Annotated in this window: 18 protein-coding genes; 7 read left to right on the top strand and 11 right to left on the bottom strand. The window is 65.1% G+C overall.

All coding sequences use genetic code 11. From position 1 onward, the window contains the following. Positions 1-34: 34 nt before the first annotated feature. On the bottom strand, positions 35-1,150 hold the full coding sequence (locus P12x_RS00650) for a transglutaminase-like domain-containing protein (RefSeq protein WP_435008879.1): 1,116 nt from the start codon (positions 1,148-1,150) through the stop codon (positions 35-37). A gap of 366 nt (positions 1,151-1,516) precedes the next feature. Between P12x_RS00650 and P12x_RS00645 the strand changes: the two genes are divergently transcribed. Beyond that, a complete protein-coding gene (locus tag P12x_RS00645; protein ID WP_435008878.1) occupies positions 1,517-3,088 on the top strand; it encodes a hypothetical protein in 1,572 nt (523 codons plus the stop codon). Between the two features lie 168 nt (positions 3,089-3,256). After that, positions 3,257-4,165: an SMP-30/gluconolactonase/LRE family protein gene (locus tag P12x_RS00640; protein ID WP_435008877.1), complete on the top strand. Its 909-nt coding sequence runs from the start codon at positions 3,257-3,259 to the stop codon at positions 4,163-4,165. A gap of 39 nt (positions 4,166-4,204) precedes the next feature. Here the strand turns inward: P12x_RS00640 and P12x_RS00635 are convergent, their stop codons facing one another. Further along, positions 4,205-5,422: an alginate O-acetyltransferase AlgX-related protein gene (locus P12x_RS00635; RefSeq protein ID WP_435008876.1), complete on the bottom strand. Its 1,218-nt coding sequence runs from the start codon at positions 5,420-5,422 to the stop codon at positions 4,205-4,207. A gap of 8 nt (positions 5,423-5,430) precedes the next feature. Continuing rightward, entirely contained in the window at positions 5,431-6,885 is a 1,455-nt protein-coding gene (locus tag P12x_RS00630; RefSeq protein WP_435008875.1) for an MBOAT family O-acyltransferase, read from the bottom strand. 382 nt (positions 6,886-7,267) lie between these two features. Here P12x_RS00630 and P12x_RS00625 point away from each other — a divergent pair, with 382 nt between their 5' ends. Both P12x_RS00625 and P12x_RS00620 read left to right on the top strand, forming a co-directional pair. Next, on the top strand, positions 7,268-8,272 hold the full coding sequence (locus P12x_RS00625; protein WP_435005193.1) for an IS701 family transposase: 1,005 nt from the start codon (positions 7,268-7,270) through the stop codon (positions 8,270-8,272). Positions 8,273-8,555: 283 nt separating this feature from the next. Further along, a complete protein-coding gene (locus tag P12x_RS00620) occupies positions 8,556-9,101 on the top strand; it encodes a cysteine hydrolase family protein (RefSeq protein ID WP_435008874.1) in 546 nt (181 codons plus the stop codon). Positions 9,102-9,134: 33 nt separating this feature from the next. On the opposite strand, the gene P12x_RS00615 is transcribed toward P12x_RS00620, so the two are convergent. The 3 genes from P12x_RS00615 to P12x_RS00605 form a co-directional block, all read right to left on the bottom strand. Next, a complete protein-coding gene (locus tag P12x_RS00615) occupies positions 9,135-10,283 on the bottom strand; it encodes an acyltransferase family protein (protein ID WP_435008873.1) in 1,149 nt (382 codons plus the stop codon). A gap of 303 nt (positions 10,284-10,586) precedes the next feature. Further along, the gene (locus tag P12x_RS00610) at positions 10,587-11,168 is read right to left on the bottom strand and encodes a hypothetical protein (RefSeq protein WP_435008872.1); all 582 of its coding nucleotides are present in this window, start codon (positions 11,166-11,168) and stop codon (positions 10,587-10,589) included. Between the two features lie 192 nt (positions 11,169-11,360). Further along, complete coding sequence (locus P12x_RS00605; protein ID WP_435008871.1) at positions 11,361-12,968, bottom strand: hypothetical protein; 1,608 nt, start codon at positions 12,966-12,968, stop codon at positions 11,361-11,363. Positions 12,969-13,959: 991 nt separating this feature from the next. Here P12x_RS00605 and P12x_RS00600 point away from each other — a divergent pair. Beyond that, on the top strand, positions 13,960-15,165 hold the full coding sequence (locus P12x_RS00600; RefSeq protein WP_435008870.1) for an acyltransferase family protein: 1,206 nt from the start codon (positions 13,960-13,962) through the stop codon (positions 15,163-15,165). A 76-nt stretch (positions 15,166-15,241) separates the two neighbouring features. Here the strand turns inward: P12x_RS00600 and P12x_RS00595 are convergent, their stop codons facing one another. After that, positions 15,242-17,257: a hypothetical protein gene (locus tag P12x_RS00595; protein WP_435008869.1), complete on the bottom strand. Its 2,016-nt coding sequence runs from the start codon at positions 17,255-17,257 to the stop codon at positions 15,242-15,244. A gap of 288 nt (positions 17,258-17,545) precedes the next feature. Between P12x_RS00595 and P12x_RS00590 the strand changes: the two genes are divergently transcribed. Then, positions 17,546-18,496, top strand: a complete 951-nt coding sequence (locus P12x_RS00590; protein ID WP_435008868.1) for a hypothetical protein — start codon at positions 17,546-17,548, stop codon at positions 18,494-18,496. A gap of 110 nt (positions 18,497-18,606) precedes the next feature. On the opposite strand, the gene P12x_RS00585 is transcribed toward P12x_RS00590, so the two are convergent. Beyond that, entirely contained in the window at positions 18,607-20,136 is a 1,530-nt protein-coding gene (locus P12x_RS00585) for a mechanosensitive ion channel domain-containing protein (RefSeq protein ID WP_435008867.1), read from the bottom strand. 233 nt (positions 20,137-20,369) lie between these two features. On the opposite strand from P12x_RS00585, the gene P12x_RS00580 reads away from it, so the two are divergent. Continuing rightward, positions 20,370-21,842, top strand: coding sequence for a metallophosphoesterase (locus P12x_RS00580; RefSeq protein ID WP_435008866.1), 1,473 nt, complete (start codon positions 20,370-20,372; stop codon positions 21,840-21,842). An 18-nt stretch (positions 21,843-21,860) separates the two neighbouring features. Here the strand turns inward: P12x_RS00580 and xseB are convergent, their stop codons facing one another. From xseB to P12x_RS00565, 3 genes are all read right to left on the bottom strand, one after another. Further along, on the bottom strand, positions 21,861-22,127 hold the full coding sequence (gene xseB / locus P12x_RS00575) for an exodeoxyribonuclease VII small subunit (protein ID WP_435008865.1): 267 nt from the start codon (positions 22,125-22,127) through the stop codon (positions 21,861-21,863). A gap of 58 nt (positions 22,128-22,185) precedes the next feature. Further along, positions 22,186-23,361 carry an exodeoxyribonuclease VII large subunit gene (gene xseA, locus P12x_RS00570; protein WP_435008864.1) on the bottom strand — a complete coding sequence of 392 codons (1,176 nt, stop codon included), beginning with the start codon at positions 23,359-23,361 and terminating at the stop codon, positions 22,186-22,188. Between the two features lie 169 nt (positions 23,362-23,530). Further along, a complete protein-coding gene (locus P12x_RS00565) occupies positions 23,531-25,924 on the bottom strand; it encodes a CRTAC1 family protein (RefSeq protein WP_435008863.1) in 2,394 nt (797 codons plus the stop codon). Between the last annotated feature and the right edge of the window lie 7 nt (positions 25,925-25,931).

The raw sequence follows: 25,931 nt of genomic DNA, 5'->3' as shown, positions 1-25,931 counted from the left end.
GGCGAGGGCTCTCGATGTTGGGGGTGGGCGATCTTCAGCGGATCTCGACGACCTGATCGGGCTCGGCGGAGAGCTTCACCGTCCGGGAGGGCCCTTCCGAGCCGTCGGACTTGCGGATCTGCACCTGATATTCCAGGTCGCCGGGCAGCTCGAACGTCACCGGATCGGAGATCGGGGCCTGGGCGACGATCCGCCCGGAGCGACGGACGGTGATCTGGCCGGGAGCGTCCGGGGACTGGAACCTCACCTTGCGCCGGAGGGTGTAGCGACGAGTCACGTCCTCGGCCGGGACGTCGCGGGCGGACCGCTTCCAGACCATCGGGAAGTAGGTATCCGTCGCCTTGAACGAAGTCGCGTAGATCCGGTGCCGGGGGTTCGACTCGTCGGCCTGGGAGGCTTTCTCGATGAACCACCCTTCATTGAGCTTGCTGGGCTCGCAGGCCCCGACGAACGACCACTCGCGGTCCCAGACCTCGACCCAGCTATGGTTGCCCGAGTTGTCGGTCCATCGGGGGGTTCCGACCATCCGGGCGGGGATGCCCACGGCCCGACAGGCGTCGATCAGGAGGATCGAGAGCCCCGTGCACGAGGCATAACCGGCCTTGGCCGACTCGTAAGGGCTCTGGTCGGGCTTGGGTCGCTTCGTCGCGTGGTACTGGACGTTGAACGCCTGGAAGGCTTCGACATTGAGCCGCTTCACCGCCTCGGTGGCCGAGGGGCATTCTTTCGCGATCGCGATGAATCGGTCGTAGAAGTCCTGCCGCCAGTCGTCCCGACGTTCGTTGACGCTCGCGTAGGGCAGGACGGCGTCGAAGAACAACTCTTCGGGGATCTTCGAGGCCCAGGGCGTCGCCTCACGGGCGAGATAAGCCAGCCGGACGTTCTTGAGCAGGAAGTCCTTGCCCAGCCCCTTGAGGTCCAGCTCGGGCATGTTGGCCACGAGGAACCCGACGGCCTCGCGATGCTCGGGCGGGGCCTCGCGGATCGCGTCGGACAGGTTCCCGGCGTTCTCGCCCGCCTTCTCCAACTGGGCCGCGACGACCGAGCGATACTCGGCCGGCAGGACGTCGACGACCGACGAATCGGCCCGGGTGCTCCTCGGGATCATGATCAGGAGGACGAGGATTGTCAGGGATCTTGGAAGGCTCATGATGACTCCCGGGCCGGGCTGGAAAACGGCTCGCCAATCTGGCTCGAGCCCACTTCCGTCGTCGCTCCGATCCTAACCCCGGGAGCCTGGACTTGCCAGGAGCTTGTCGGTCCAGGCGGGCGGCACGACAAACTCATCCAGATACAAAACGAAAACTCGCGATTTCATACCACCGACAAGTGGCGAGGAAATCGTTGGCCGGGCGGCTCGACGCCGACTCGATCCTGCTCGCTTGTTGCCAAGGGGGGCGGGACTCGGTACAAACCAGTCTGGGGCGCGAGGCACGCGACGATCCCCGAATGGACGGGCCCGGCGTGCGAGGGCACCGGGCCCGCCGCGAATGATCCCCTCGCGGGGACAACGACGATGATGAACGATCGGACACGTCGAGGGTTCCTCGCGGATGTCGGACGGGGGGCGCTCGTCGCCACCCTGGGAAGCGGCACCGCGTTCGACCTGGGCCTGGCCCACGCCCGAACCGACGAGGGGGGGTCTCGCGAACGGCTCCTCTTCGGCGACCGCGAGGCGCTGGTCGAATTGATGCAAGAGACCCCCGTCGACCGGCTCGTGCCGGTCCTGGTCGAGAAGATCCGGGCCGGGGCCGAACTCCGCGACCTGGTGGCCGCCGCGGCGCTGGCCAACGCCCGGACCTTCGGCGGCGAGGACTACGTCGGCTTCCACACGATGATGGCCCTGGCCCCGGCCTTCCACATGAGCCGGGATCTCCCCGAGGATCGCCGGGCCTTGCCCGTGCTGAAGGTCCTGTACCGGAACACCGCCCGGATCGGCGAGTTCGGCGGGCCGTCGAAAGAGGTACTGCACCCCGTCGAGCCCTGCGACTCGTCCACCGGCCGGGCCGGCGCCGAGGCGCTCCGCGACGCGATGCGGGCCAAGGACATGGACCGGGCCGAGGCCACCTTCGCCTCGCTGGTCCGGGGAGGGCCGGACGAGGCGTTCAACGACCTCTTGCCGACCGTCCAGGACAACACCGAGGTCCACCGGACGGTCCTCCCTTATCGAGCCTGGGACCTCCTCGGGCTGATCGGACCCGACCACGCCCACACGCTCCTCCGGCAGTCGGTCCGCTACTGCGTCAAGAGCGAGCGTGAGTGGAAGCACACCGCCGAGATGGACCGACCTCGCGAGATCCTCCCGCGCCTGATGGACCAGTACAAGCTGCCCACCGCCTCGCCCGGCCGCCGCGAGGCCGACGACGCCTGGGTCGACCAGATGGCCCGGACGATCTTCGAAGCGACCCCCGAACAGGCCGCCGAGATGGCCGCCGCCGCGCTCGCCGAAGGGATGGCCCCCGCCGCGATCGGCGAGGCGATCTCGATGGCCGCCAACCAGCTCGTCCTCCGCGATCCCGGCCGGACCGCTAGCCAGGCCCAGCCCAACAAGCCGGTCGGCAGCGTCCACGGCGACTCGATCGGCGTCCACGCCTGCGACTCCGCCAACGCCTGGAGGAACATGGCCCTGGCCTCGAACCCCCGGAACGCCGCCGCCTGCCTGATCCTGGGAGCCTTCCAGGTCGCCCTGGATCGCGACCAGCGGGGCGGCGACTTCAAGAACCGGACGCCCAACCCCCGCCCCGAGGACATGGAGGCCGTCCGATCGGTCGAGCCGTCGAAGATCCTGGGCGATCTCCGGTCCGCGATCCGGGGCAACGACCAGGCCCGAGCCTGCGCCCTGGTTCAGTGGCTGGGCGAATCCGAGGCCGACCCCAAGGCCGCCTTCGACCTCCTCCTGGGCTACGCCGTCAGCGAGGATGGGGCCCTCCACGCCGAGAAGTTCTACCGGACCGCCCGCGAAGAATTCGCCGTCACCCGCCCCGCCTTCCGGTGGCGGCAGGTTGTCGCCCTGGCCCGGGTCACCGCCAGCGAGTATGGGCGACCGGCTCCCGGATATGCCGAAGCGGTGGAGTTGCTGAAAGTTTGAAGGGATCGCTCTGGGGAAAATTGCACCGCCGGGATGCAAGATCGCCAAGCCAGTAGAGGGAGGAAGCTGGAGGAAGAAAGGGCTATGATCTGAATCCTGAGTCCTCCTCCTTCCTCTGACCTTGGCGCCCGTGGCATCCTGGTGGCCCATTTCTCCGGAGTGAGATCAATGCTGGCATTCGCACTCGCCCTGATCGCCATGGCGCCACCCGATGTCCTGGCCCCCGGTACCAAGCTGGAGAAGCTCTGGGGCGAGGGGGCGTTCACCGAGGGGGGGGCGCTGGCGGACGACGGTACGATCCTGTTCTCCGACATCGGCGACCGGATCATGAAGTTCGACCCGAAGACCGGCGCCGTCACCACCTTCCGCGAGCCGAGCGGCCGGGCCAATGGCCTGATCTTCGATCCTAAAGGCCGACTGATCGCCGCCGAAGGGGCCAACACCGGGGGTAATCGACGGGTCTCGATCACCGAACTTGACGGGACCGTCCGGACCCTGGCCGACCGCTTTCAGGGCAAGCGTTTCAACAGCCCCAACGACGTCGCCGTCGATGCCCAGGGGCGTGTTTACATCTCCGACCCCCGCTACGTCGGCGGCGAGCCCCGAGAACTCGACTTCGAGGCCGTCTTCCGGATCGATCCCGACGGGACCGTCACCCGACTGGAGACCACCGCGACCAAGCCCAACGGGCTGGCCGTCTCCCCCGACGGCAAGACCCTCTACGTCGCCGACAACGGGCCGAACCGCCGCGTCCTGCTGGCGATCGACCTCGACGAGAAGGGGAATGTCTCGAATTCCAGGGTGCTCGTCGACCTGAAAGGCCGGGGGATCGACGGGATGACCGTCACCACCGACGGCCGGATCGTCGCCAGCGCAGGGTCGGGGGACAAGGCCGGGGTCTACATCTTCACGCCCGAGGGCCAGCCCGGCGGATTCATCCCCACCCCGGAATCGCCCACCAACGTCGAGTTCGGCGGCCTAGATCGTTCGACCCTTTACATCACCGCCGGGGTCAGCCTCTATCGGATCAAGACCAACATGACCGGCCACCACCTCTGGCCGGATCGGAGCCAATGAGTCGCCTTACGTTTTCCTCCGACACGCTTTACCGGCCCGTCAATCCGGAGCGGGCAATTTCCCGTCGGTGGACCCTGGGGGAATCACGTTCTTGGGCACGGTATTATTCCAGATCATATTCTCGGCAAATTCATCGATCACCACGTCGGGGCTTTCGCGCTCGATGAAATCCGCCGGGAAGTATTGGTAACTGCCATGGTCGTCGCGCCAGAAGAAGACGATTCGCGAGAAGTGTTCGGCGAGGAAAGGAATCATGGCCGTCGTGAAGGAGTCGCGGATTATAAAGGCCCGAGGCATCGACGACTGGGTGACCCCTGTGGCAAAGAGAGGCATTTTCCTAACTGTAGACATCCGCTCAGTCGACAGACTGCCTTCCGGGTAGGAGGCCCGGCGAGGCAACCTGGGCAGGAGTTGAGTACCGCTCTCCTCGCCGAAGACGTCACGAAGCCCGATAATGCCGGCCAGGTCGCCGCCGAGCCTGGACTCTTCAAAACGGTCGAAGTCGTCTATGGGAGTGGCCTCCAGGCCGGGCAGCCATCGGGCCAGACGCTTCATGATCTCGCGGTAGCCGACATAAGCCCCTAGGTCATTCCAGTGCGTGTCCGTCTGCTGGTAGAGCCTCCCGAGCGATCGGGCTTCTTTCAGCGGACCTCGAAGATCGAGAATCTCCAGGTCGGACTTCTCCGAGAGGTAGGAGATCACCTGATCGAGCCGGGACGCGGGCGGAGGATCGGTCAAGAAGCTTGGGTACGTCTCGGGGTAGATGGTCTGTGGACCTGGGACAAGAACGAGCAGATAGGGGAGTCCGCGTGCTCGACACCAGTCGCGTCGCCACTCCAGCGAAGAACGCCAGTTCTCCAATCCCTCCACGCTGAGGCTCCAGGGGGCACCAAGATTGAGACCGCTGCCGTAGACGAGCCACCCACTTTGGCCGTGCAGCACAACGGGCGTGGAGAATCGCCCAAACATTCGAAGTTCGGCCATATTACAGGCACGAAGCAGGATTCGCCGGAAACCGAAGTTGGCCGGGAGATAGACCTTCCAGGAGCGGAGGTATTGCCTGATCGACCCCAGGGAGACGGGAGGTTCCAGACGAGGAAGCCGCTTCCTGGGGGCGTGTTCCATGTTATGGGGGGTAGGGTCGAGGTGAAAAATCGTATCGGCGGCAGGCAGGCAGATCGCGGTCAGAAAGACGGCGATCAGCACCCGGTCCGCCGTCTTTGTTCCACGTCCGTAACTCGCCTGGGTCTCGGTCATGGCCCGCCTTAAAATCGGAAGTAAATGAAAGGGTTGTAGCTCCCGGCGGCGATCAGAGCCATCGAGGTCAGCAACACGAGCACCAGAAGGGCGTTGGATGCGAACCGAAACGCCCCCGCGAACGCGCCTCCGGACGGAGAGCTCATGGGATCGGAGAAGCTCCCGAGCAGGGTGCCCAGAAAGGGGACAGTGGGCATCGAGAAAACCGCCGCGGCCACGAGAATAACGCACAGCTTCGGACTGAGGAAATACCAGAGATTCGCCGTGGCCGACCCCTGGCCAGCCAATCCGAACATCATCCGGAGATAGTTGACCGAATCCGCCAGGGTCTCGGTCCGAAAGAAGACCCAGCCGACCATCACCGCCAGCAGCGCATAGGCGTGCTTGAAGGGAACCGGGGCCGCGTCCAGGACCCGACGCAGGAATAACCGCTCGGCTACGAGCAAGCCCCCGTGGAACAGGCCCCAGACGATGAAATTCCAGCTCGCCCCGTGCCAAAGGCCACACAGGAAGAAAACCGTCAACAGGTTAAAATAGGTCCGGAGCGGGGAACGCCGGTTACCCCCCAAGGGAATGTAAAGGTAGTCGCGAAACCAACTCGAAAGCGAGATATGCCAGCGCCGCCAGAAATCGGTGATCGACGTGGAAATGTAGGGATAATTGAAATTCTCGAGAAAGTCGAACCCAAACATCTTGCCGAGGCCGATCGCCATGTCTGAGTAACCCGAGAAGTCGAAGTAAATCTGCACGCTGTAGCAAACGATCCCCAGCCAGGCGAGCGTCGTGGTCAGCGAACTCGGGTCGAAGCTGAAGATTTGATCCGCCGTGAAGGCAACCGTATTGGCCACGATCATCTTCTTGCCCAGGCCGCCCACAAACCGCCGAACGCCCATCGCAAATTGCTCACCGCTCACGACACGATGCTTGATCTGCAGGGCGACGTCGGCATACCGAATGATCGGTCCGGCGATAAGCTGCGGGAAGAACGCCTTATACATCGCGTAGTCCAGCAGATTTCGCTGGGCAGCGACGTCGGCCCGATAGACATCGATCAGGTAGGAGATCGCCTGAAAGGTGAAGAATGAGATCCCGATGGGCATGTAGACATGGCCCAACTTTCCGACGGAGGGCAGGCCCATCGACTCCATGATTACCCGAGCGTTCTCCGCCAGAAAGTTGCTGTACTTGAACGCAACCAACATGAGCAGGTTCGCGGCGATGCCTATAGTGAGGGTAGCCAGACGAGGCCCGGCCTTCGAGAGCCGGCCGATGATTAAACCCAACAAATAATTCCAGCAAATCGATATCAGGAGCACCAGCACATACCTGCCCTCACCCCAGGCATAGAAAGCGAGGCTGGCCAGCAAAAGCAGGAAATTCCTAAACTTATCCGGCAACACATAATAAGCGATCAGCAGCAACGGCAAAAAATAATAAAGAAAAACTGGGTCCGTAAACAGCATAATTAGACACTCAAGAAGTGATGACAACGTAGGAGAAGCTGAGAAATCACCGATGGCTCGACGCTTCGGTAAGCTACGAACCCGATCGGCCGGGTCTCGAATTCATCTGCGATGAATAATTGGTGTGGGGAGGGATTGGTGTGTCATTCGATCGTCGAACTGGTTATTCGAAGTATCATCAAACGGGCAGCAATCGGAAATTATGATAGCAATTCCTCCGACCAAATCATAGGAACGCGTTGAACATCTCAACTAAGCCAGTCGAAATCGTTGTCTTTGGTCATCAAATTGGAAGACCGTGAACTTTCGCGACTTTGAAGTGTAGTAGGAGTTACGCAGCAGTGATCGGGCGTCCATATTGCGCCAATCGGTTCGGACGTCCATGATGGATCGCATGTACGCCCCGAACCCCAAGTGTCACGACACCGACTACATCGATTTCCTCATCGCCTCCCCGAAGGCGTTCTGCTGCACGGAGGCCGCCGCTGTGCAACCCGAGTCGCCCGACGCTCCGGCCCACGATGCCTTCACCCGTCTGCTCCATCGGATCGAACCCGACCCGTCCACGCTCTGGGAAGAGGCCCGGCCCATGGTCCGCAAGGAGGGCGGGATGCTGGTCCTCGATGACTCGACCCTCGACAAGTTCCACGCCGAGAAGATCGAGCTGGTCAGCCGGCACTGGTCGGGCAAGCATAAGCGGGTCGTCCGTGGCATCAACCTGATCACCACGGCCTGGACCGATGGCGATACCGTCGTGCCCTGCGACTACCGGGTCTACGACAAGGCCAAGGACGGCCTGACCAAGAACGACCACTTCCTGGCGATGCTCCGCCAGGCCAAGGCCCGCGGCTTCGAGCCGCAGTGCGTGGCGTTCGATAGCTGGTATTCGAGCCTGGGGAACCTCAAGGCGGTCCGGGCCTGCGGCTGGACGTTCCTGACCCAGCTGAAGGTCAACCGCAAGGTGGACCTCGACCGCCAGGGCTACCGTGCCGTCGCAGGACTGGCGATCGCCCCCGAGGGGACCATCGTTCATCTGGAGGGGTTCGGGTCGATCCGCGTCTTCAAGGTGGTCTCCCAAGGCGGAGACGTTGAATACTGGGCGACCAACGACCTGGCGATGGGCGAATTGACCCGGCTGGCCCACGCCGAGCGATGCTGGGCGATCGAGAACTATCACCGGGGCCTGAAGCAGTGCTGCGGGGTGGAGCGTGCCCAGGTCCGGGCGGCGCGGGCGCAGCGGAATCACATCGGGCTGTCGATCCGGGCGTTCCTGCGGCTGGAGCACCATTTCTACACCACGGGGGTCAGTTGGTACGAGGCGAAGGCCCGGATCATCCGAGGAGCGGTGCGTGCGTATATCGCCAATCCGATGTACAACCTGACATGACCGCGTAACTCCTATGTAGTACTCGCGTCCATTTCTCGCCGAGATTTCGGAGGAGCCCGGACGGCCGGAGTTACGGATCACGGAAAGCCTTCCTCGTAACGAAGTTCGTTGCCATCGGATCAGGGCAATTATAGGTGGCCATTACCTCGGGACGTCTCGGCCGTACCCCAGCAGAAGCGTTCGATCGCATATCGCGTATGATGAAACTCTTCTTGGCGATTGATCGAATCGACCTCCTCGACTTTCGAGTCGGGCCAGTCACTGGACAGCAAGGAGCTTTTCCATGAGCCGCGCGCTTCTCGTGATCGACGTCCAGAACGAGTACTTCGACGGAGCCCTGCCGATCACCCACCCCGTCGGCCACCTGGACCAGATCCTCCGGGTCATGGACGCCGCCCGGGGCAAGATCCCGACCGTGGTGATCCAGCATCATTTCGACCAGCCAGACAAGCCGTTCTTCCAGAAGGGGAGCCACGGCTGGAAGCTCCACCCGGAGGTGGAGGGTCGGCCGAGAGAGGCCCTGATCGAGAAGACCTTGCCGGGGAGCTTCACGGGCACCCCGCTCGAAAGCTGGCTCCGCGAGCGAGGGATCGAGACCGTCACCATCGCGGGATATATGACACATATGTGCTGCGACACGACCGCACGCCAGGCGGTGCATCGCGGCTTCAACGTCGAGTTCCTCAGCGACGCCACGGGAACCCTCGCGCTGGACAACTCGGCCGGGAAGGTCACGGCGGAGGAGCTGCACCGCTCGATCCTCTGCGCCCAGCAGATGCTCCTCAGCGAGGTGCTGCCGACGTCCGGGTGGGTCGAGCGGCTGGGGTAACGAAGCATGCGCCAAGGCGGTCCGGTCGCGAGATCAGGACTCCATCGTCGACCCGGCCTCGATCGGCATCGAGGCGACGACCGGGCGATCGGGCGGGGCATCGGGGGGAGGAATCACCCGGGACGGACGCCTGGCGTGCCGGAGCCCGAGGCTGGGCCGCTCGACGAAATGCCAGCTCAAGGCCGCCAGGATCGCCGTCAAGGCCGACGCCGCCAGGAACAGCCCGAGGGGGCCGAGCTGAGGCTTGAACCACTTGACCAGGAGGAGCTGGATCGGGAAAGCGTAGAGATAAAGGCCGTACGTCAGGTCGCCCCGCTTGGCGATGCCGCTCAGCCGGCCGGCGGGGAAATAGGCCAGATAGAACAGCAGATAGCCGCCAAGCGGGGGAATCAGCAAGGGCAGCAGTTTGGCCGAGGGGAACACGGCCGCCAGGATCAGGACGACCGTTGAGGCGATTGCCAGTCGATTCGACAGGATCACCCGATCGGAATAGAGGTAGAAGCAGACGCCGGCCAGGAAACTGGCGGCCAGTCGGGGCCAGAAATCCGGGAAGCCCCAGAACCAGGTCAGTCGGCTGCCCGGCATCTTCAGGCCGAGATGGATCTGGCAAGCGTAGATGCCCAGGCAGCCGACCAGGGCCAGGACGACCAGCGAACGCCGCCTCAAGATTCCGACCAGGCCCAGCGCCGCCACGGCCAGGTAGCAGAGGAACTCATACCGAATTGACCAGAGCGACCCGTTAGTCGTCAGGCCCGGCGCATAGGACCCCTCCAGGTTCAGGGCCCGGATCAGGAAGAGGCGGACCTCGAACCGGGACCAGTAGAGTCCCGCGTCCCCCGAGAGCAGCGGGCCGACGAGCAGGCTTGAGAACGCCACGGCCACGAGGAAGCCGGGCACGATCCGGAGCGTCCGACGGCGGAGGTAGTCGAGCAGGCCCCGGCTCCTCAGCCAACTCGCGGCGATCAGGTAGCCGCTGATCAGGAAGAAGCCCTCCACCGCCAGCTCGCCTGCAGTCTTCTGCCCCCCGGTCCAACGGAACAGCGGCTCGCGGGAGTTGCTCCCCTGGAGGATCGGGTAGGAGTGCGAGAGGATCACCATCAGGGCCAGCGCGACGCGCAGGGCGTCGAAGTTATTCTCGCGGTTCTCTCCAGCCTCAATCAGCCGACGATCTTTGATCATCATGGGTTCGCTTATTCGGGCTGGTGCGGAAGTCGTGAATCAGTCCGCGAGGCTGAGGGTAGGGACTTGCTGATTGATGGGCACGGCGATTGGCAGGGTTGGATTGTAACAATCGACCCCGGGCGCAAACAGGGATCGGTTGACAATAATCAACCCCAGGATGCCCGATAAAGCGAGGACGCCAAAACGAGGGACGCCCCCACGGGCCGAATGCTCCTGGGGCTCGGGCGATCGGCGAATTCGAAATGCGAAGTCGGCCCGCCCCCCTCGTCGGGGGACGGGCCGACCTCGATCGTCGATCCCAGCTCAGTAGGTGGGTTCGGCTTCGTCGGAGGATTCGGGGATCAGGTCGGCCCACGCCTGGACGGCCTCGCGGGTCAGGCGTACGGCCGTCGAGAGACGATCGACCGCCGAGGAGTCCTCGTCCTCCTCCTCGTAGGTCGCGTCGACCTCGATCTCTTCCGTGGTGGACGCGACGACCTCTTCGGCCGGTGCCTCCCAACTCACGAACGCTTCTTCCCCGGAAGGAACCCCGACCATGGCCAGGGCGGCCACCTCGGAGCGAGCCGGGGTGTCGTCCGGACCCGGGTTCTCCACCTGGATCGCGAGCAGGTCGGCCGCGAAATCGGCCGCCATCGCCTCCGATGCCACCTCGAAGGTGCGGTCATCGTCGGCCTTCACGATTTCGGCCATGACCGGGGTGGCGACCGGTTCGTCGGCCACCTCCGCGGCGAACTGGTCAGCTTCGATGCTCGATCCGGAGAAGTCCGCCAGCCTCGCGGCAACCCACTCCCGGCCCGAATGGGACCAGCAGGCCAGGTCGTGATCGCTCGGCAACTCGAACCCCAGACTCGCCACCAGGCTCACCAGCATGATTCGCAATGTCACGAAAGGCACCTCCTCCTGAGATCGCTCAGGTCTCAAGGCTCGACCCGGCCGACCCGCCCCCGACTCCATCGCAGGACGATCGACCGGCATCGATAAGGATCGGCCCAGGCTCGGAGGTTCATGAGCAACGCCTGGGCAAACTTTCCGGATCGGGCAATCCCGGAGCCGGGTCGCCCGATCCGGCGGGCCGAATCAGAGTGCCGAGAGGTCCAGGGCGATCAGGTGCGTCCCCTTCTTCATGCCATAGGCCTCGACCATCTGGGGTGTCAACGGCATCTTCAAGCTCCTCTGGGGCGGCAGGCTGATCCCCAGGAGATAGTGGGGCGGGTCGCTCGGCTTGGCCAGGCCGCCGGCCAGCGAGAACCCGTTGAGGATCAGCGGAGACGCGTTGTCGATCTGGAGAGTGTACGTCGGCACCCCTTCCAGCCGCTTGCCCTTGATCAACCGGGCGCGGACCAGCCGCCCGAGCAGCCCCTCGGTCAACTGCTCGCCGAACTCCTTCAGGTCCTGCTTCCCCTCGGCGTCCAGCGGCACCGGCAAGCTGAACTTGCCCATCGACTTCCAGCCACGATGCCCGTCGCTCTCGGCCACCCGAACCAACGCCTCGGGGTGATCCGACTCCCCCACGATCTGCACCTTGCAGCCCACCGAAGGGCCGCTCGGCGCCGAAGGCACCCCCGAGTCCGGCCTCAGGCCCAGGATCGGGCCGGCGTGCAGCGTCTTCTCCAGTCGGGTCGCCAACGCCTCATGCTGCGACTCCCCCGCCACCACCTCCACGAAGAGCTGCCCCGACTCCCCCTCGGGCAGGCCCTCGATCCGATCGACGAACTGACGGGCCAGGGCCAGCTCCTGGGCGTTGACCCAGCCGGAGGTCAGCTGCGAGATCGCGGCCCAGTCGAGCCCGTCGGCCAGGTTCCAGAGGACCATCTGCGAGATCGCCTCGGGGGCCTTGTCGAGGGCCAGGCGTCGGAGGGCCTTCTGGACCTTGGGGTCGTCGTTGATCTGGGCGATGTCGCCGATCAGGAGCGGCTCGCCGGCCCGGGGGAGCCGGACGCCGGTCTCGGGGGAGGGGGGATCGAGGCTGACCAGGCGGGTGGAGAGGCGTCGGGTCTGGCCGGGCTTGAGCGTGGCATCGGGCAGGCCGGTGGGCGGGACCGAGCGGAAACCGCCCCCCATGCCCCCCATCATGCCGCCGCCCATGCCGCCCATGCCCCCCATCATGCCGCCGCCCATGCCGCCCATACCTCCCATCATGCCCATCATGAGCGAGGCCGGATTCCAACTCTCGGTGGGCTCGACCAGCCGCATGATCAGGCGACCGAGCGTCATCAGGCCCATCGTCGCCGGCATGGTTAGCATCCCGCCTCCCATCATGCCGCCGCCCATCATGCCTCCGCCCATGCCCCCCATCATGCCGCCGCCCATGCCCCCCATCATGCCGCCGCCCATGCCGCCCATGCCGCCGCCCATGCCACCCATGCCGCCCATCATTCCACCCCCCATGCCGCCCATGCCGCCCATCTGGCCGCTGGCTCCCGAAGCGATCAGGCCGGGGGGCAGGACGACTCGGAGTTTCCGGCTGGTCTGATTCGTGAGAGTGATGGCCATCTTTCCATCGCCGGTCCCCTCGGCCTTGGCGGAGACGACGCCGTCGCGCATGGCGTCGAGCAGGCTAATCCCGGGAAGGTCCTCGGAAGGCTTGGGATTTGGCTCGGTCGGCTCACCGGCGGAGGCGATCCCGAGCGGGAGGAGGGCGAAGAGAATCGTGCTACACAGCCGAACATGAGCATTCGCGATCATGTCGATTTCCTTTCTGCGAATGAAGCGGGTATGAAAGAGCCGCAATGACGCTGAGGCCCCGCATCGAGCGAGCGAATCGGCCGAGAAAATCATCACCAATCAAAAATGAACACAAAAACACCCACCCCAAGGCACGCCACGATCCAGGCCATCGCAATGAGGCGGTAAGATCAGGATCGCCCGGACCAGATCGACGAATCTGCCGGCGAGCCTGGGACGCGCCGGGACCATCGATGGTCCGTGATTGGGACGTATCGGAGGATGATCGGACGATCGAGATCGGCCCGGATCGGGCGTAGGGTAGGGAGTGGGGCGGGCTAACAGCGTAGCCGAACAATGCAATGGGAAGTGCGAGTCAGCGAGGGTTCGTAAACGAATGCCGGCTTGGGGGAGGGCAAAACGATCCAGGAGCTTGCCGAGCTGATGGCGTCATGGAAGTCTTGTCCGCCATCGTCGCCCGCGATGCAGTCGATCCGCTCGTGTACGGCCGATGGAGTTGTCGGCCTCGTGAACCGGAGTCGAACGGGCCGGGCCATGTCCTGGTTCTTCAATAAAGAACCATGGGAAATGAAGCCGGATTCGATCCTGGAGGCATGTGCAGGCGACAAGAAGATCGCCCGAATGCTCAAGATGATCAGGAAGGTTCGAATCCATTGGGGTTTCACGACTTCCCCTCGAATTCACGACGGACCGACGGCACAATCCATTTCTAGTCGCCGATTGACACGGGGTCAAGAATAATTCATGAAATTCGGCCGCAATTCCGGATCAAACCAAAAATGAATATATAAAACATATTATCATAATAAACAATTTACCATTTGATTTAAATTGAATTATCGAGCGAATGCATCACTGATCAGGGAGTGGGGTTGGCATTCCGGGAAGGTCAGGACGTAGACTGGATGGACCCCATTTCGTCGAAGTAGCCCCGACGACGGTCGCCAAGATCCGTCCTGCTCGAACCCCGAATCCCAGATGAGGAGCGGCCATGCCTCGACCTCCGGGGCACGATCCTCGCTACGAGTCGCTCGACGCCTGGCGAGGGCTTGCCTGCCTGATGGTGGTCCTGCACCACTCCGGATTCGCCCTGACCTGGGCCGAGGTCGGCGGCACCTCGGGCGGCGATTGGGCCCGCTTCTTGCCGGTCTGGTTCGTCCGGCAGATGGACCTGGGCGTGCCGCTCTTCTTCGTGATCAGCGGCTACTGCATCGCCGCGAGCCTGGATGCCCACCGGAGGCGTGGGGCCTCGTCGTGGTCGTTCCTCCGGCGGAGGCTCCGGCGGATTTACCCGCCTTACTGGGTGGCGCTGCTCGCCTTCGTGATGACGACATGGGGGCTCGACCGGGCGGGCTTGCACCATCTCCACGATGGCGGACATTCGCTGGAACTGACCTCGCCCGGCGAATTGAACCGGGCTCAATGGCTCGGCAACATCACGCTCACGGAGACCTGGCGATCTCGGGCCTGGGGCGGCGGGGCGATGGAGGTCTTCACCAGGGTTGCGTGGTCACTCTGCTACGAGGAGCAATTCTACCTGCTCAGCTTCCTGATCCTGCTGGCGGCCCCTCGCCGACTCTTCCCGGCGCTGGGGATCGCGACGGCGGGGATCGTGGGGTTCCGCGGATTCGCCTCGGACGTCGGCTGGTTGTTCAGCTACGAGGGATCATTCATCTACCTGTGGCACGAGTTCGCCGTCGGCCTGGCCGTCTACTGGCGGCTGGTCCATGCCGAGTCCCCGAGGTCGAAGCGTCTGATCGACGCGTCGCTGGTCGGCCTGATGGTCATGGGGCTGCTGACCACGATGCGATCGACCTGGGTGGCCTCGTTGTTCGGGCTCGGGCTGATCGCGCTCCGGGACTTCGATGGTCCGGCCCGTCGTTCGGGCTGGCTGAGGGCTTGCGGCCGTCGGTGTTACAGCATTTATCTGATCCACCTGCTGGTCTGCACCGTCGGCAATGAGTGGCTCTACGGGATGGGGCTGGTGGGGTTCTGGGCCAGGGTCCTGGTGATGATCCCGATCGTCTCGACGGCGGCCGTCGGCACGGGCTGGCTCTTCTTCGAGGCGATCGAGCGGCACTTCCTCAACCGCCCGGCCGACCACAGGCCTCACCCCCGACCGGTCGCCGGGGAGGTTCCCACGATGCGCGGAACCTTTCCCCGGCCTCCATCCGAGGACGCTTCGCGAGATCTCTGATGATTCGGATCTTCCCCGGGTCGCGGGCCCTCGGCGGACGTATCGCCGAGGGCCGGGACCGGATCCTTGGGACCGATCAGGGCAGGAAGAGCGGGCCGACCTGGCGAGCGGATGGGATGACGGTCACGCCGCCACGTCCCGAGACGATCCGGTCCGACGAGAGGATCGCCACGTTGTTCCGCGTCCCGATGTCCACGTGGCCGAACGGCAGGCCGATGATCGTGGAATCGGTCGCCTGATTGATCGAGACGATGTTGAGGTTGCCGGCGACGTTGAGGACCATGCCGGTGGCGGTCTTCGCGGTGAAGGACTGCACGTTCCCCTGGACGTCGATCAGGGCGCTGTTGACGAGCTCGGGGTGGAACGACTGGCTGAGCCCGGCCAGCGGATTGGCATTGGCCAGGTAGATCGTGCCGACGCTGCTCAACCCGTTCGGGGTGACCAGGCCGATCACGTTCTGCCCTCCCTGGACTCCCTTGTCGATGGCCAGGAAGGAGTCGATGCTGCCGACGGCCCGGGACGCATCGCCGATGATCGACCCATCGGGATTGGTCGGGACGAAGTTCCCCTGACTGCTCAACGCCGTCCTGGATGCCTCGCTGATGGCCCCGCCGCTCGCGTTGAGGGTGAGTACGCCCGCCTGGGTCTGGTTGGGCTGGAAGGTATCGAAATAGGCTCCACCCTGGGAATAGAGCGAGGGATAGCCCGGGACCGAGGTGATCCCCCCGGAGAGAGCGAATTCGCGATTGGGCGAGAAGGGCGATCCAACGGCCACGGCCTGCCCGGTGGCCAGGCTCTGCGCCAGGTCGATCGTCTGGAGTGTCCCATTGGGCCCGCTGTTGGCATCGGCGATGACGGTCGTCTCGTTGCCGTAGGTCAGGCCGGTCACCGAGTTGATCCCCAGCCCAACCAGGCTGGTTGTCATGAATCCGCCGACCGGGGCACCGCTCACCGCGTCATAGGCGAAGACTCCCTGGCCGAGCCCGACCAGGGCCAAAAGATGCCCGTTGATCGGTGCCAGCGTCACGCCGCCCTGACCGTTGGGAGAGGCCGGCACGGCGATCGATTGGAGCTGGGCCCCGGTGACGGCGTCGAAGCGAATCAGGGCATTGGCCACCGAGTCGTAGCCGAAGATCTGGGCGTTCCCCAGGGGCTGGCTGTTCACCGTCGGCCCGCCCTTGATGTTCTTGATGTTGACGAGGACGCCCGGGGGCGGGACCGGGTCGCCGGGGATGCTGGCGTCCCGAGGCTCGATCAGGTTCGGGCCCGGCATGAAAGTCCCGGCGATCCCGGAGAGGACCACGCCCTTACTTCCGTCGCTCGCGTAGTTCAGGCTTCGCCCGGCGCTGACCGTCGCCTGAGTGAGGCCGAGCGTACCCGGGAAATTCTGCCCGTTGCCGATCGTCGGAATCGAGGGGAACGCGCCGTTGCTGGCCCCGACATTCGGGCCTCCGAAGCCGGTAATAACTGGCTCAAGCGTGCCCGCCCCGCGTAGAGCAAGGTTGCTCGTGGTGATGCTGGCGATCGAGGTGAGGGACGAATTGAAGCTGTTGTTGTTATTGTTGACGTCGCCCAGCCTGGCGGCGATCGAGGTCGTGTTCAGCGGGGTGTCGCGGAGACGGACCTGGGAATTGGGGGCGACCGAATTCAACGTCAATTCATTCGCGCCATCCAACAGATTGATGATCCCGCCGGAGATCAGGTTGAACTTGGGCAGCTTGACCTGATCGATCAGGTTGCCTCCCAGGCCGGTCAACGACCCGATCGGGACATTCTCGTTGCGAAGCGTCCCGAGCGAAGCCTGGCCCGACCCCCCTTTCACGTTACCGATGATATCGCTCGCGGTGGTGGTATGGGCGAAGACCAGATTCAATACATCTCCGGTGACGGTCGAGCCCTTCAGGCTTCCCGGCCCCCTCAGTTGGATATGAACCTTGGCACCATCGGAGGTCGTATAGTCGATCTTGGTCTTCGTGACCGTGGCGACCGAGTTCGCCCGAACCTGGGCCGCGTGGCCCCTCGACCCATTGAGAAGTTGCCGACCTTCCAGCCCCTCAATCGACGGGCGGACCCTGTGCTTTCTACGCTCCATCGCCCTGAGCCTCCGCTTCCATGCCGAGATCGTCGATCCGTCCGCCGCCGGGACATTCAGGTTCTTGCATCGGTCAGGATCACCTAGGAATTCGCCCGAATCACCGGGACTCCCCCAACTTCTCGACTTCGCCATCCCCCCAATCCTTGCAATACTCTCGACCGAAGCTCGAAGGGGTTGGCACCCCCCTCGCTCGACCGTTAGACTCGTCACATCCCGCCCGAGGGTCGGCGGATCGAGACTTCGCCTCGATAGGATGATTCCCCCAGTACAGACAGGAGATTCCCGGTGCGCCGCTTCGCCATGATCGCGTTGTCGCTGTCCTTGATGGTCGGGCTGTCGGACGCCCAGGACGCGAAGAAGGAAGAACCCAAGGCCGAGGCCCCCAAGCCGGCCGAGACGCCCAAGCCGGCCGAGACCCCCTCGCCGGGCGAGGCTCCCAAGGCGGAGGCCGAAGCCCCACTGCCGACGATCCCGCCCGAGGTCGAAGCCAAGAGAGAGGCGGCCCTCCACGCCATTGCCGAGTTGATCGTCGCGGCTCAGGACGCCGGCCTCGTCGAGACGACGATCGAGCCGCCGCCGGTCCTCGACCTGCTCATCACCGGGCGGGCCATCGATGCCCGCGACCTCAAGGCCACCCCTCGGAGGGGCGTCAGCCCCGAGGTCTTCGCCGCCTGGTTCACCGGATACAGCAAGCAGCCGCCGGTCGTCGAAGGTATCAACTACGAGGCCGATGTTCGGATCTTCCCCCCCTCCAAGGGGCTCAAGACCTACTATGAACAGCGCGCCAATCTGTTGAACAAGCACATCGAGATGGTCCGCAAGGCCAAGACCGAGGGCGACACCAAGGCCAAGGACGAAGAAGCGGCCAAGGCCAAGGCCGACGAAGAAGCCAAAATGAAGGCCGAAGCCGAGGCCAAGAAAAAGGCCGACGAAGAAGCTAAAATGAAGGCCGACGAAGAAGCCAAGAAGAAGGAAGCCGAGGCCAAGGCAAAGGCCGAGGAAGAAGCCAAGGCCAAGTCGGAAGCCGAAGCCAAGGCCAAGGCGGAAGCAGAAGCCAAGGCCAAGGCGGAAGCAGAAGCCAAGGCGGAAGCAGAAGCCAAGGCCAAGGCCGAGGAAGAAGCCAAGGCCAAGGCGGAAGCCGACAAGCCGAAGGAAGAACCGAAGGCGGAAGCCGACAAGCCGAAGGCCGAGGAGCCGAAGGCCGAGGAGCCGAAGACCGAAGAAGCCCCGAAATAAGTCGGGACGAGTCGATCGACGAAGCATAAAGACCGCGGTGGCCGGATCAATTCCGGCCACCGCGGTCTTTTCGCCGGGTAGATCCGCTCCCGATCGAGGCCGATCGGGGATCAGGAGTTTCCGTTGGCCAGCATGTTGTTCCCATCGGCAGCGGCCTCGACCACGGCCTGCTGGATGGCATGATCGATCGGCGAAGCCTCGGGCTCGACCGGCCCGGCGGCGGATTCGGCGGCCTGGGTGTCCTTGCGGAGGTTGTCCTGAACCTGCCGATCCTTGGTTGATTCCGAGCTCTCGGCGAGCGATGAAGGACGATTGATCTCCCCGCGGCGGGTCGGACCCTTGCTCGCGGCCTCGATCAGTTCCACGGGAACGCGTCCCGCGACCGATAGCGTCGCCTGGTTGGTCGCCGAGGCGATGCCCGCTTGCTGGAGCGCCACCTTAATCTTGAGCCTCAGGTCGCTCTGGAGCTTATCGCCGTCGATCCCCCGGGTCGGCATCCAGTAGGTCGCCTTGAGGCGGACCCCGCCGACTTCAAGGGCCTGGACCAGGGCCCTCGGCGAGGGTGTCTTGAGCAGCCCTTCCATCGACTCCAGGGCCTGGTTGATCGCCTGGAGGGCCTCGGCGATCGAGGCTTCGTAAGGCACCATCACCTCGATCGTGCCCAGGGTATTCGGCGTGCTCGACAGGTTGATCAGCGTCTCCTTGTAGATGACCGCATTGGGGATCCGGACATGATTCCCCTCGGGGGTGATCAGGGTCGTCGCCCTGGTGTCGAGCGAGAGGACCGATCCCGACTTGCCCGCCACCATCACGAAGTCGCCGATCTGGAACGGCCGGCGGAGCCCCAGGAGCATCGAGGCGATGAAATTCTCGGCGATGTCCCGGAAGGCGAAGCCCAGCGCCAGCCCGACGATACTGGCCAGCCCCAGGACCGAGACCACCGCCTGGGTCAGGTTCAGCACCGAGAGCCCGAGCAGGATGCCGGCGAGCACGATCAGCGAACTGAGGATCGACCCGACGACCGATCTCAGCAGGGCGTTGCCCAGGAATGGCGAGAGCAGCGTCTCGGAATAGCGGGCGAAGACCCGCGCGATGGCACCGAACCCCATCACGAAGCCCAGGGCCAACAGGGCCAGCAGCCAGTTCCTCGCCAGGATCTCGCGATACTGGCCGATCACCTGCATCAGCAACTCGCGACCGGTCAGGACCTCGGCGTCGGTCTTCATCCGGTTCAGGACCAGCCGGACACCTTCGACCTTCTTGGTGAACGCGGTGACCTGGCTGATCGTCTCGTCATCGCCGGCGTGCCCGTCCAGCTTCACCACGCCATCGCGAACCTCGACGGAAACGCTGCGGACCCCGGGAAACTGATCCAGGAGATCTCCCAGGGTCGAGCGAATGTCCTCATCGTCGATCTTCTGATTGACCTGGATCGGCCCGGAAGTCGCCGAAAAGACCGAGCCGGGGTTGTCCTTGGCGGGAATCGCCTTCTCGCTCGGGTCGGCCGCCGGAGGTGCGGCCGGCTTGGCCTCGGCGGGCAATCCGGGCACCTGGGCCGGAGACGGCCCGACCGCTCCCAGGATCAACCCGACGGCCAGGATCGGCGAAAGTCCTTCGGTCTTCAATAGATACACTCTCATGACTGGGTCAGAAGCTCCCTCGGGCCTTGCCGGCGACCGCTCCGCGGTCATCCCTCGTCCGAATGGCCGACTTTAGGAGCAAACGACGGGCCGCGATCGGTCGGGCCGGATCCTCGGGTGGGATGGAGTCGGCGTCGGGTTGTTGGTAAAGTCGAGCCCCCGGGAGGGTCCCCCGCCTTCGGAGCGGTCTCGGGTCCGAGCCGATCCGCCCGACACCGCAAGAAAGCCCGCCGATGTCCCTCCGCCGACTTCGCCTGGTACTCCGCAGTCTATTGGCCTGCGTCGCCCTCACGGCCCTGTCTTATGTGGTCTGGGACTGGGCGACGACGGTGCCGATGGACCCCAACGCTCGACGGGTCGGCCCGTTCCTGGCCACGCCTTACCTCCAGCTCGGCGAGAAACCCGAGGCCGACGACCTGACCCTGATCTGGCACGCCGACGATGTCGACGCCGACTGGTCCGTCGAGGTCCGATCCCCCCTGGAAGGGGACTGGAAGCCATCCGGGGCCCCCGACGCCCGCTCGGTGATCCTTGATGGGGTCGAGCGGCACCGGATCTACCGGTCGGTCCTGGGGGGGCTCGCCCCGGGCGAGCGATTCGCTTATCGGGTGAAGCTCGGCGATTCGACCGCGTTCGAGGCCGAGGCTCGCGCCAAGGTCCCGCCGGGCCAACCGCATCGGTTCGTCGCCTTCGGCGACTCGGCCAAGGGGACCGAGGGTCAGTGCAAGATCGCTTACCAGACCCACCTCCTCCGGCCCGACTACGTCATGATCACGGGCGATCTCGTCTACTTTCGAGGGAAGGTGGGGGAGTACCGGGCGCGGTTCTTCCCGTATTTCGCCGCCGCCGAGGCCTCGCCCGGGGCCGGGGCACCGCTGCTCAGCTCGACGCTCTTCGTCGGAGCCCCGGGCAACCACGACCTGGTCACCAACGACTTCGCCGAAGACCCCGACCTGATGGCCTACTTCTACTTCTGGTCGCAGCCGTTGAACGGCCCGACCCGGGCGACGGGGAGTCGCCTGGCCCCGCCTCTGGAAGGTCCCGAGGATCGCCTCCGGGCCTTCCGCGAGATCGCCGGCCCGAACTATCCGAGAATGGCCAACTTCTCGTTCGACTATGGCGACGTCCACTGGACGGTCCTCGACTCCAACCCCTACGTCCAGTGGGCCGACCCCGCGCTCCGCGCCTGGCTCGCGTTCGACCTGGCCTCGGCGAAGGACAAACCCTGGAAATTCGTCACCTTCCACCATCCCGGCTTCAACTCGTCGACCGACCACCAGCGCGAGCAACAGATGCGCATCCTGGCCGATGTGTTCGAGCTTGGAGGCGTCTCGATCGTCTTCAGCGGCCATGTCCACAACTACCAGCGGACTTATCCGCTGAGGTTCGCCGCCCGGACCTACGCCGACGGCCACGCCCCCGAACCCGGCCGCCCGGTCGCGGGAACCTGGACCATCGACAAGGCTTACGACGGTACCGCCCGGACTCGCCCCATGGGCGTGATCTACCTGGTCACCGGCGCCGGCGGGGCCAACCTGTATAACGCCGAGCAGTCCGGCGATCGCTCGTCCTGGCTGCCCTTCACCGAGGAGTTCATCTCCGACCGACACTCGCTGACCGTCGTCGACGTCGAGCCGAACGCGGCCACCGTCCGCCAGGTCGACGCCGACGGGATCGAACTCGACCGATTCATCATCGCCCGTTGACCGACGGCCCGAGGCTCCTCACTTCCGGCCATCGGCCGGGGCCGTCGCCGAGGCATCGAAGGGCGTCATGATCGGTCGCCCCTCCTCGTCCACACCGGCGAGCAACGCCACCGAACGCTCCGCGCCGTCGAGCAGGCCCTGGCAGTGTCCCAGGAGGCGGACGCCCCGCTCGTACCGGGCGAGGGCGGTGCTGAGATCGGGGCGACCCCGCTCCAGCTCCTCGACGATCCCTTCCAGTTCGTCCACGGCCCCTTCAAAGTCGATCTCGGATTCTTCGATGCTCATGCTCGCCGGCTCCTTCGCTGGATCGCAGATCCCGAATTGATGGATCCCATCGGGATCATCACGAATGTGCTTCCTCTTGGACTTCCTCGACCCGCGTGACGACCGACCCCGAGGCCAGCCGGATCACGAGGGAATCGCCCGGCCGGAGGCTCCCGGCCTCGCGAATCGGGTCTTCTTCCCCGGGCCGGAAGGCCAGGGAGTAGCCGCGAGACAGGACGGCCAAAGGGCTGAGCGCCTCCAGGGCAGCGGCGATCCGGGCCAGGCGATTCCGTCGGTCGTCGACCTGTCGGCCGATGGACCGGTCGAGCGCCCCGGAGAGGTCGTCCAGGCGTTGCCGGGCCCCGGCCAGTCGGTCGCGGGCGTCCCGGACCAGGCGGGTCCGGAGGTGGTCCAGCGACTGGCGAACTTCGCGGGAGTCGGGCAGGCAACGCTCGCCGGCCTCGCTGGGAGTCAAGGCCCGGAAGTCGGCCGCGAGGTCGGCCAGGGTGACGTCGACCTCGTGCCCGATCGCCGAGATGACCGGCAGCCTCGAACCGGCGATCGCCCGGGCAACGGACTCCTCGTTGAAGGTCCAGAGGTCTTCCAGGCTCCCGCCACCCCGGGTCACCACGATCAGGTCGGCCCCGCTCACGCGGTTGGCCATCGCGATCGCCTCGACCACCTCCTCGGCCGATCCCGCCCCCTGGACACGCGCCGGGGCCACCAGGATCTCGGTGGCCGACCATCGACGGCCGGTCACCTGCAAGAAGTCTCGGATCGCCGCACCGGTGGGGCTGCTGACGACCACGATCCTCCGGGGGAACCGCGGCAACGACCGTTTCCGATCGGGGTCGAACAGCCCTTCCGCCTTGAGCTTCTCGAACCGCTGACGAAAGGCGAGTTCTAACGCCCCGATCCCCTCGGGCTCGACCCGTCGGATCGTGATCTGGTACTCACCCCGAGGCGCATAGACGGCCAGGTCGCCCCAGACCCGCACCGAGAGCCCGTCCGAGAGGTCGAACGCCAGCCGCTGGGCCACGCTCTTCCAGATCACCGCGCGAATCTGAGACGACTCGTCCTTGAGGCTCAGATACACATGCCCCGAGCGCGGCCTCGACAGGTTCGAGACCTCGCCGCAGACCGCAAGATCGGAGAAATCCCCTTCCAGGGTCGCCTTGATCTGCGCGGTCAACTCCGAGACCGAGCAGACGGCCGACTCTTCTTCCAGGCGATCGAACAGGGGCAGACTTGCCATGCGGTGCGTTCCTTCGCGCGGTCGAGCGATCAAGCCTCCTCGATCGATCGACGAGGGCTTGGGCCGCGTCCCGCGTCCGGGCGGTCGCGCGACTCCGGTGCGGGGTCGGCCAGCCGGGACTACCCGGTCTGGCGAATCACCGCGATGATCGCCGTTTCCGTCGCCGCCATCAAGGGCGACCGGGGGAGGGAATCGGGGTCGAGTCGAGGATCCGGGGCTCGGCGACCCCCTCGGTGATCTCGACGGCGCGGTCCGCGGCGATCTCGAAGGTCTGGACGAGCCCTCCGGTCGGCCAGGTCACCGTCAAGGCGACCGGCCGGGCGGAATCACCCAGGCCGATCGAGACGGCCAGGCTGTTTCCCCCGAAGCTGGAGTTGCCCCCGACCGATCGGTGGATCGAACGGGCCGGACCGGTGGGGCCGGCTGGGATGTCGACACGGACCCTGGCTCCCAGGGCCGATCGATTACTCCGAGTCCCTATCAATCGGGCCTGGAGCCAGTGGTGCCCCTGGCCGGGGTTCTGGAAAAGGACGTTGTTGGCCCGGTCCCCCGGCGTCGCGCCGCCGACCTGGATGAACAGGTCCAGGTCGCCGTCGCGGTCCCAATCGGCGAACGAGACGCCGTGCCCCTTCTGGAGGTGGCCGGTCCCGGTCGATTCGGTCACGTCCTCGAATCGAGTCCCGTCGACGTTCCGGAGCATCACGTTGGGGACCAGGTAGGAATAGGGCGGGCGGCCCGTCCCCAGGTAGACGTCCAGGAAGCCGTCGTTGTCCACGTCGGCGAAGTTCGAGCCCATCGGCACGAGGACCCGGTCGAGGCCCGCCTCGGCCGTGATGTCACGGAAGCCTTCAGGCCCGAGGTTGCGGTACAGCCTCGGGCGTTCGGCCCCCTGGGCGGGCCGGCCCTGGGCATGGCCCACGATCTCGTTCATCGAGGCTCGATACCCGTTGACGTAGAGGTCGAGCCGGCCATCGTTGTCGAAGTCCCAGAACCAGCAGGCGAAGGAATAACGCGGCCCATCCACCCCGAGCCGTGGCGCGACGTCGGTGAAGGTCCCGTCGCCGTTGTTCCGGTAGAGCCGGTTCGGGGAGGCGAAGTTCGAGACATAGAGGTCGGGATGCCCGTCGTCGTCGAAGTCGCCCCAGGCCGCCCCCTTGGCCCATCGTTCGTTCAGGACGCCGGCCCGCCGGGCGACGTCGGTGAAGGTCCCGTCGCCGTTATTCCGGTAGAGACGGCAGAAATTGGCGGGAATCGCCCCGCTGCGACCCGGGTCGATCGAGCCCGAGATCTCGTCCAGCTCGGCCGAATACTCGCCGCAGACGAAGAGGTCGAGCCGGCCATCGTTGTCGAAGTCGCCCCAGGCGGCCGACGGTGCCGCGATCGGCTCGCCCAGGCCGGCGGCCACGGTCACGTCCTGGAACCGGCCGTCGCCGAGATTCCGGAGGAGCGACAGAGGGTAGGAATTCTCCCAACCGCCCCGGAGGATCACCACGTCGGACCGGCCATCGTTGTCGAAGTCGGCATGGGCGGCATTCAGCGCCATCGGCTGGGCGGCCAGGCCCGAGGATTCCGATCGGTCCTCGAAGGAGCCATCCCCCCGGTTGACGAAGAACGAGCCCCCACCATCCCAGTCGATCGTGGTGGTCAGGAGGTCGGGCAGACCATCACCGGTGAAGTCGTCGAAGAGGCTCCCCCCCGACATGTTCGGGCCCCGGGAGTCGAGCCCGACCAGCGTCGCCACGTTGGTGAACCGGCCGATATCGGACTTCGACCGGAACCGGTCGGGCGGGATCAGGAACCTCTGGGGGACGCGATCGGGGTACTCGCCCAGGGTCATCGACGCGACATTCAGGAGCCATCGGACGCACAGGTCCTGAGGACGACGGCGGAGGTACTCGGTGAAGTAGCCGACCGCCGCCCGAGAACCCTCGGGCCTCTGGTGGACCGCTTCGGGTGCAATCGGGAAAATGCAGCTCGAAGGCCCGAGGCAGTTGATGCAATTCTCGGTCTCGCCCCGCCTCAGGGCATTCACCCCCCGGAACGCGATCATGTTGGCCTGGAGATCGGGCGGGACCCCGGGGGTACCGGCCATCTCGAAGGCCCGCGCGATCCAGCCGTCCGCCTCCTCGAACGAGCCGTCGTACATGTACAGGGCCGCGATCTGCGTGAGCAGTTTGCTCGCCTCGATGGCCTCGATCGGGGATGAACCCCCTCGCACCAGCCGTCGATCGAGGTCGGCCTTGATGGCGGCGATTCCCCGCCGGGACCGCCCCCGACATGCCTCCAGGCACTCCGCCAACGACGCCCGATCCGCGATGGGCGCGGTCCAGTTGTAGGCCAAACCGTAGCCGCTGTCGTCGATGAACTCGTCACCGAAGAGCGGGATCGGGGGGAACGCGGGTTCCGGTATCCTGGTCGAAGCTCCCGGTTCCGGCACCGACCCGAGGGCGACCGTGCGCCTCACGCCGTGCCCGGAGGATGGACCGAGCAGGAACTGGATGGCACCCCAGGCGATGGCGACACAAGTCAGGGCGGCCAATCCGACCTTGAACAGCACTTTCATGAGATTT

This window comes from Tundrisphaera lichenicola, from assembly GCF_051175385.1.
Lineage (GTDB): Bacteria > Planctomycetota > Planctomycetia > Isosphaerales > Isosphaeraceae > Tundrisphaera > Tundrisphaera lichenicola.
This window is presented reverse-complemented; position numbering and strand designations above follow the sequence as displayed.

Excerpts from the sequence above, each read along its gene's own strand:
- P12x_RS00650 (WP_435008879.1), bottom strand. The coding sequence starts at position 1,150 with ATGAGCCTTCCAAGATCCCTGACAATCCTCGTCCTCCTGATCATGATC.
- P12x_RS00645 (WP_435008878.1), top strand. The coding sequence starts at position 1,517 with ATGATGAACGATCGGACACGTCGAGGGTTCCTCGCGGATGTCGGACGG.
- P12x_RS00640 (WP_435008877.1), top strand. The coding sequence starts at position 3,257 with ATGCTGGCATTCGCACTCGCCCTGATCGCCATGGCGCCACCCGATGTC.
- P12x_RS00635 (WP_435008876.1), bottom strand. The coding sequence starts at position 5,422 with ATGACCGAGACCCAGGCGAGTTACGGACGTGGAACAAAGACGGCGGAC.
- P12x_RS00630 (WP_435008875.1), bottom strand. The coding sequence starts at position 6,885 with ATGCTGTTTACGGACCCAGTTTTTCTTTATTATTTTTTGCCGTTGCTG.
- P12x_RS00625 (WP_435005193.1), top strand. The coding sequence starts at position 7,268 with ATGATGGATCGCATGTACGCCCCGAACCCCAAGTGTCACGACACCGAC.
- P12x_RS00620 (WP_435008874.1), top strand. The coding sequence starts at position 8,556 with ATGAGCCGCGCGCTTCTCGTGATCGACGTCCAGAACGAGTACTTCGAC.
- P12x_RS00615 (WP_435008873.1), bottom strand. The coding sequence starts at position 10,283 with ATGATGATCAAAGATCGTCGGCTGATTGAGGCTGGAGAGAACCGCGAG.
- P12x_RS00605 (WP_435008871.1), bottom strand. The coding sequence starts at position 12,968 with ATGATCGCGAATGCTCATGTTCGGCTGTGTAGCACGATTCTCTTCGCC.
- P12x_RS00600 (WP_435008870.1), top strand. The coding sequence starts at position 13,960 with ATGCCTCGACCTCCGGGGCACGATCCTCGCTACGAGTCGCTCGACGCC.
- P12x_RS00595 (WP_435008869.1), bottom strand. The coding sequence starts at position 17,257 with ATGGAGCGTAGAAAGCACAGGGTCCGCCCGTCGATTGAGGGGCTGGAA.
- P12x_RS00585 (WP_435008867.1), bottom strand. The coding sequence starts at position 20,136 with ATGAGAGTGTATCTATTGAAGACCGAAGGACTTTCGCCGATCCTGGCC.
- P12x_RS00580 (WP_435008866.1), top strand. The coding sequence starts at position 20,370 with ATGTCCCTCCGCCGACTTCGCCTGGTACTCCGCAGTCTATTGGCCTGC.
- xseB (WP_435008865.1), bottom strand. The coding sequence starts at position 22,127 with ATGAGCATCGAAGAATCCGAGATCGACTTTGAAGGGGCCGTGGACGAA.
- xseA (WP_435008864.1), bottom strand. The coding sequence starts at position 23,361 with ATGGCAAGTCTGCCCCTGTTCGATCGCCTGGAAGAAGAGTCGGCCGTC.
- P12x_RS00565 (WP_435008863.1), bottom strand. The coding sequence starts at position 25,924 with ATGAAAGTGCTGTTCAAGGTCGGATTGGCCGCCCTGACTTGTGTCGCC.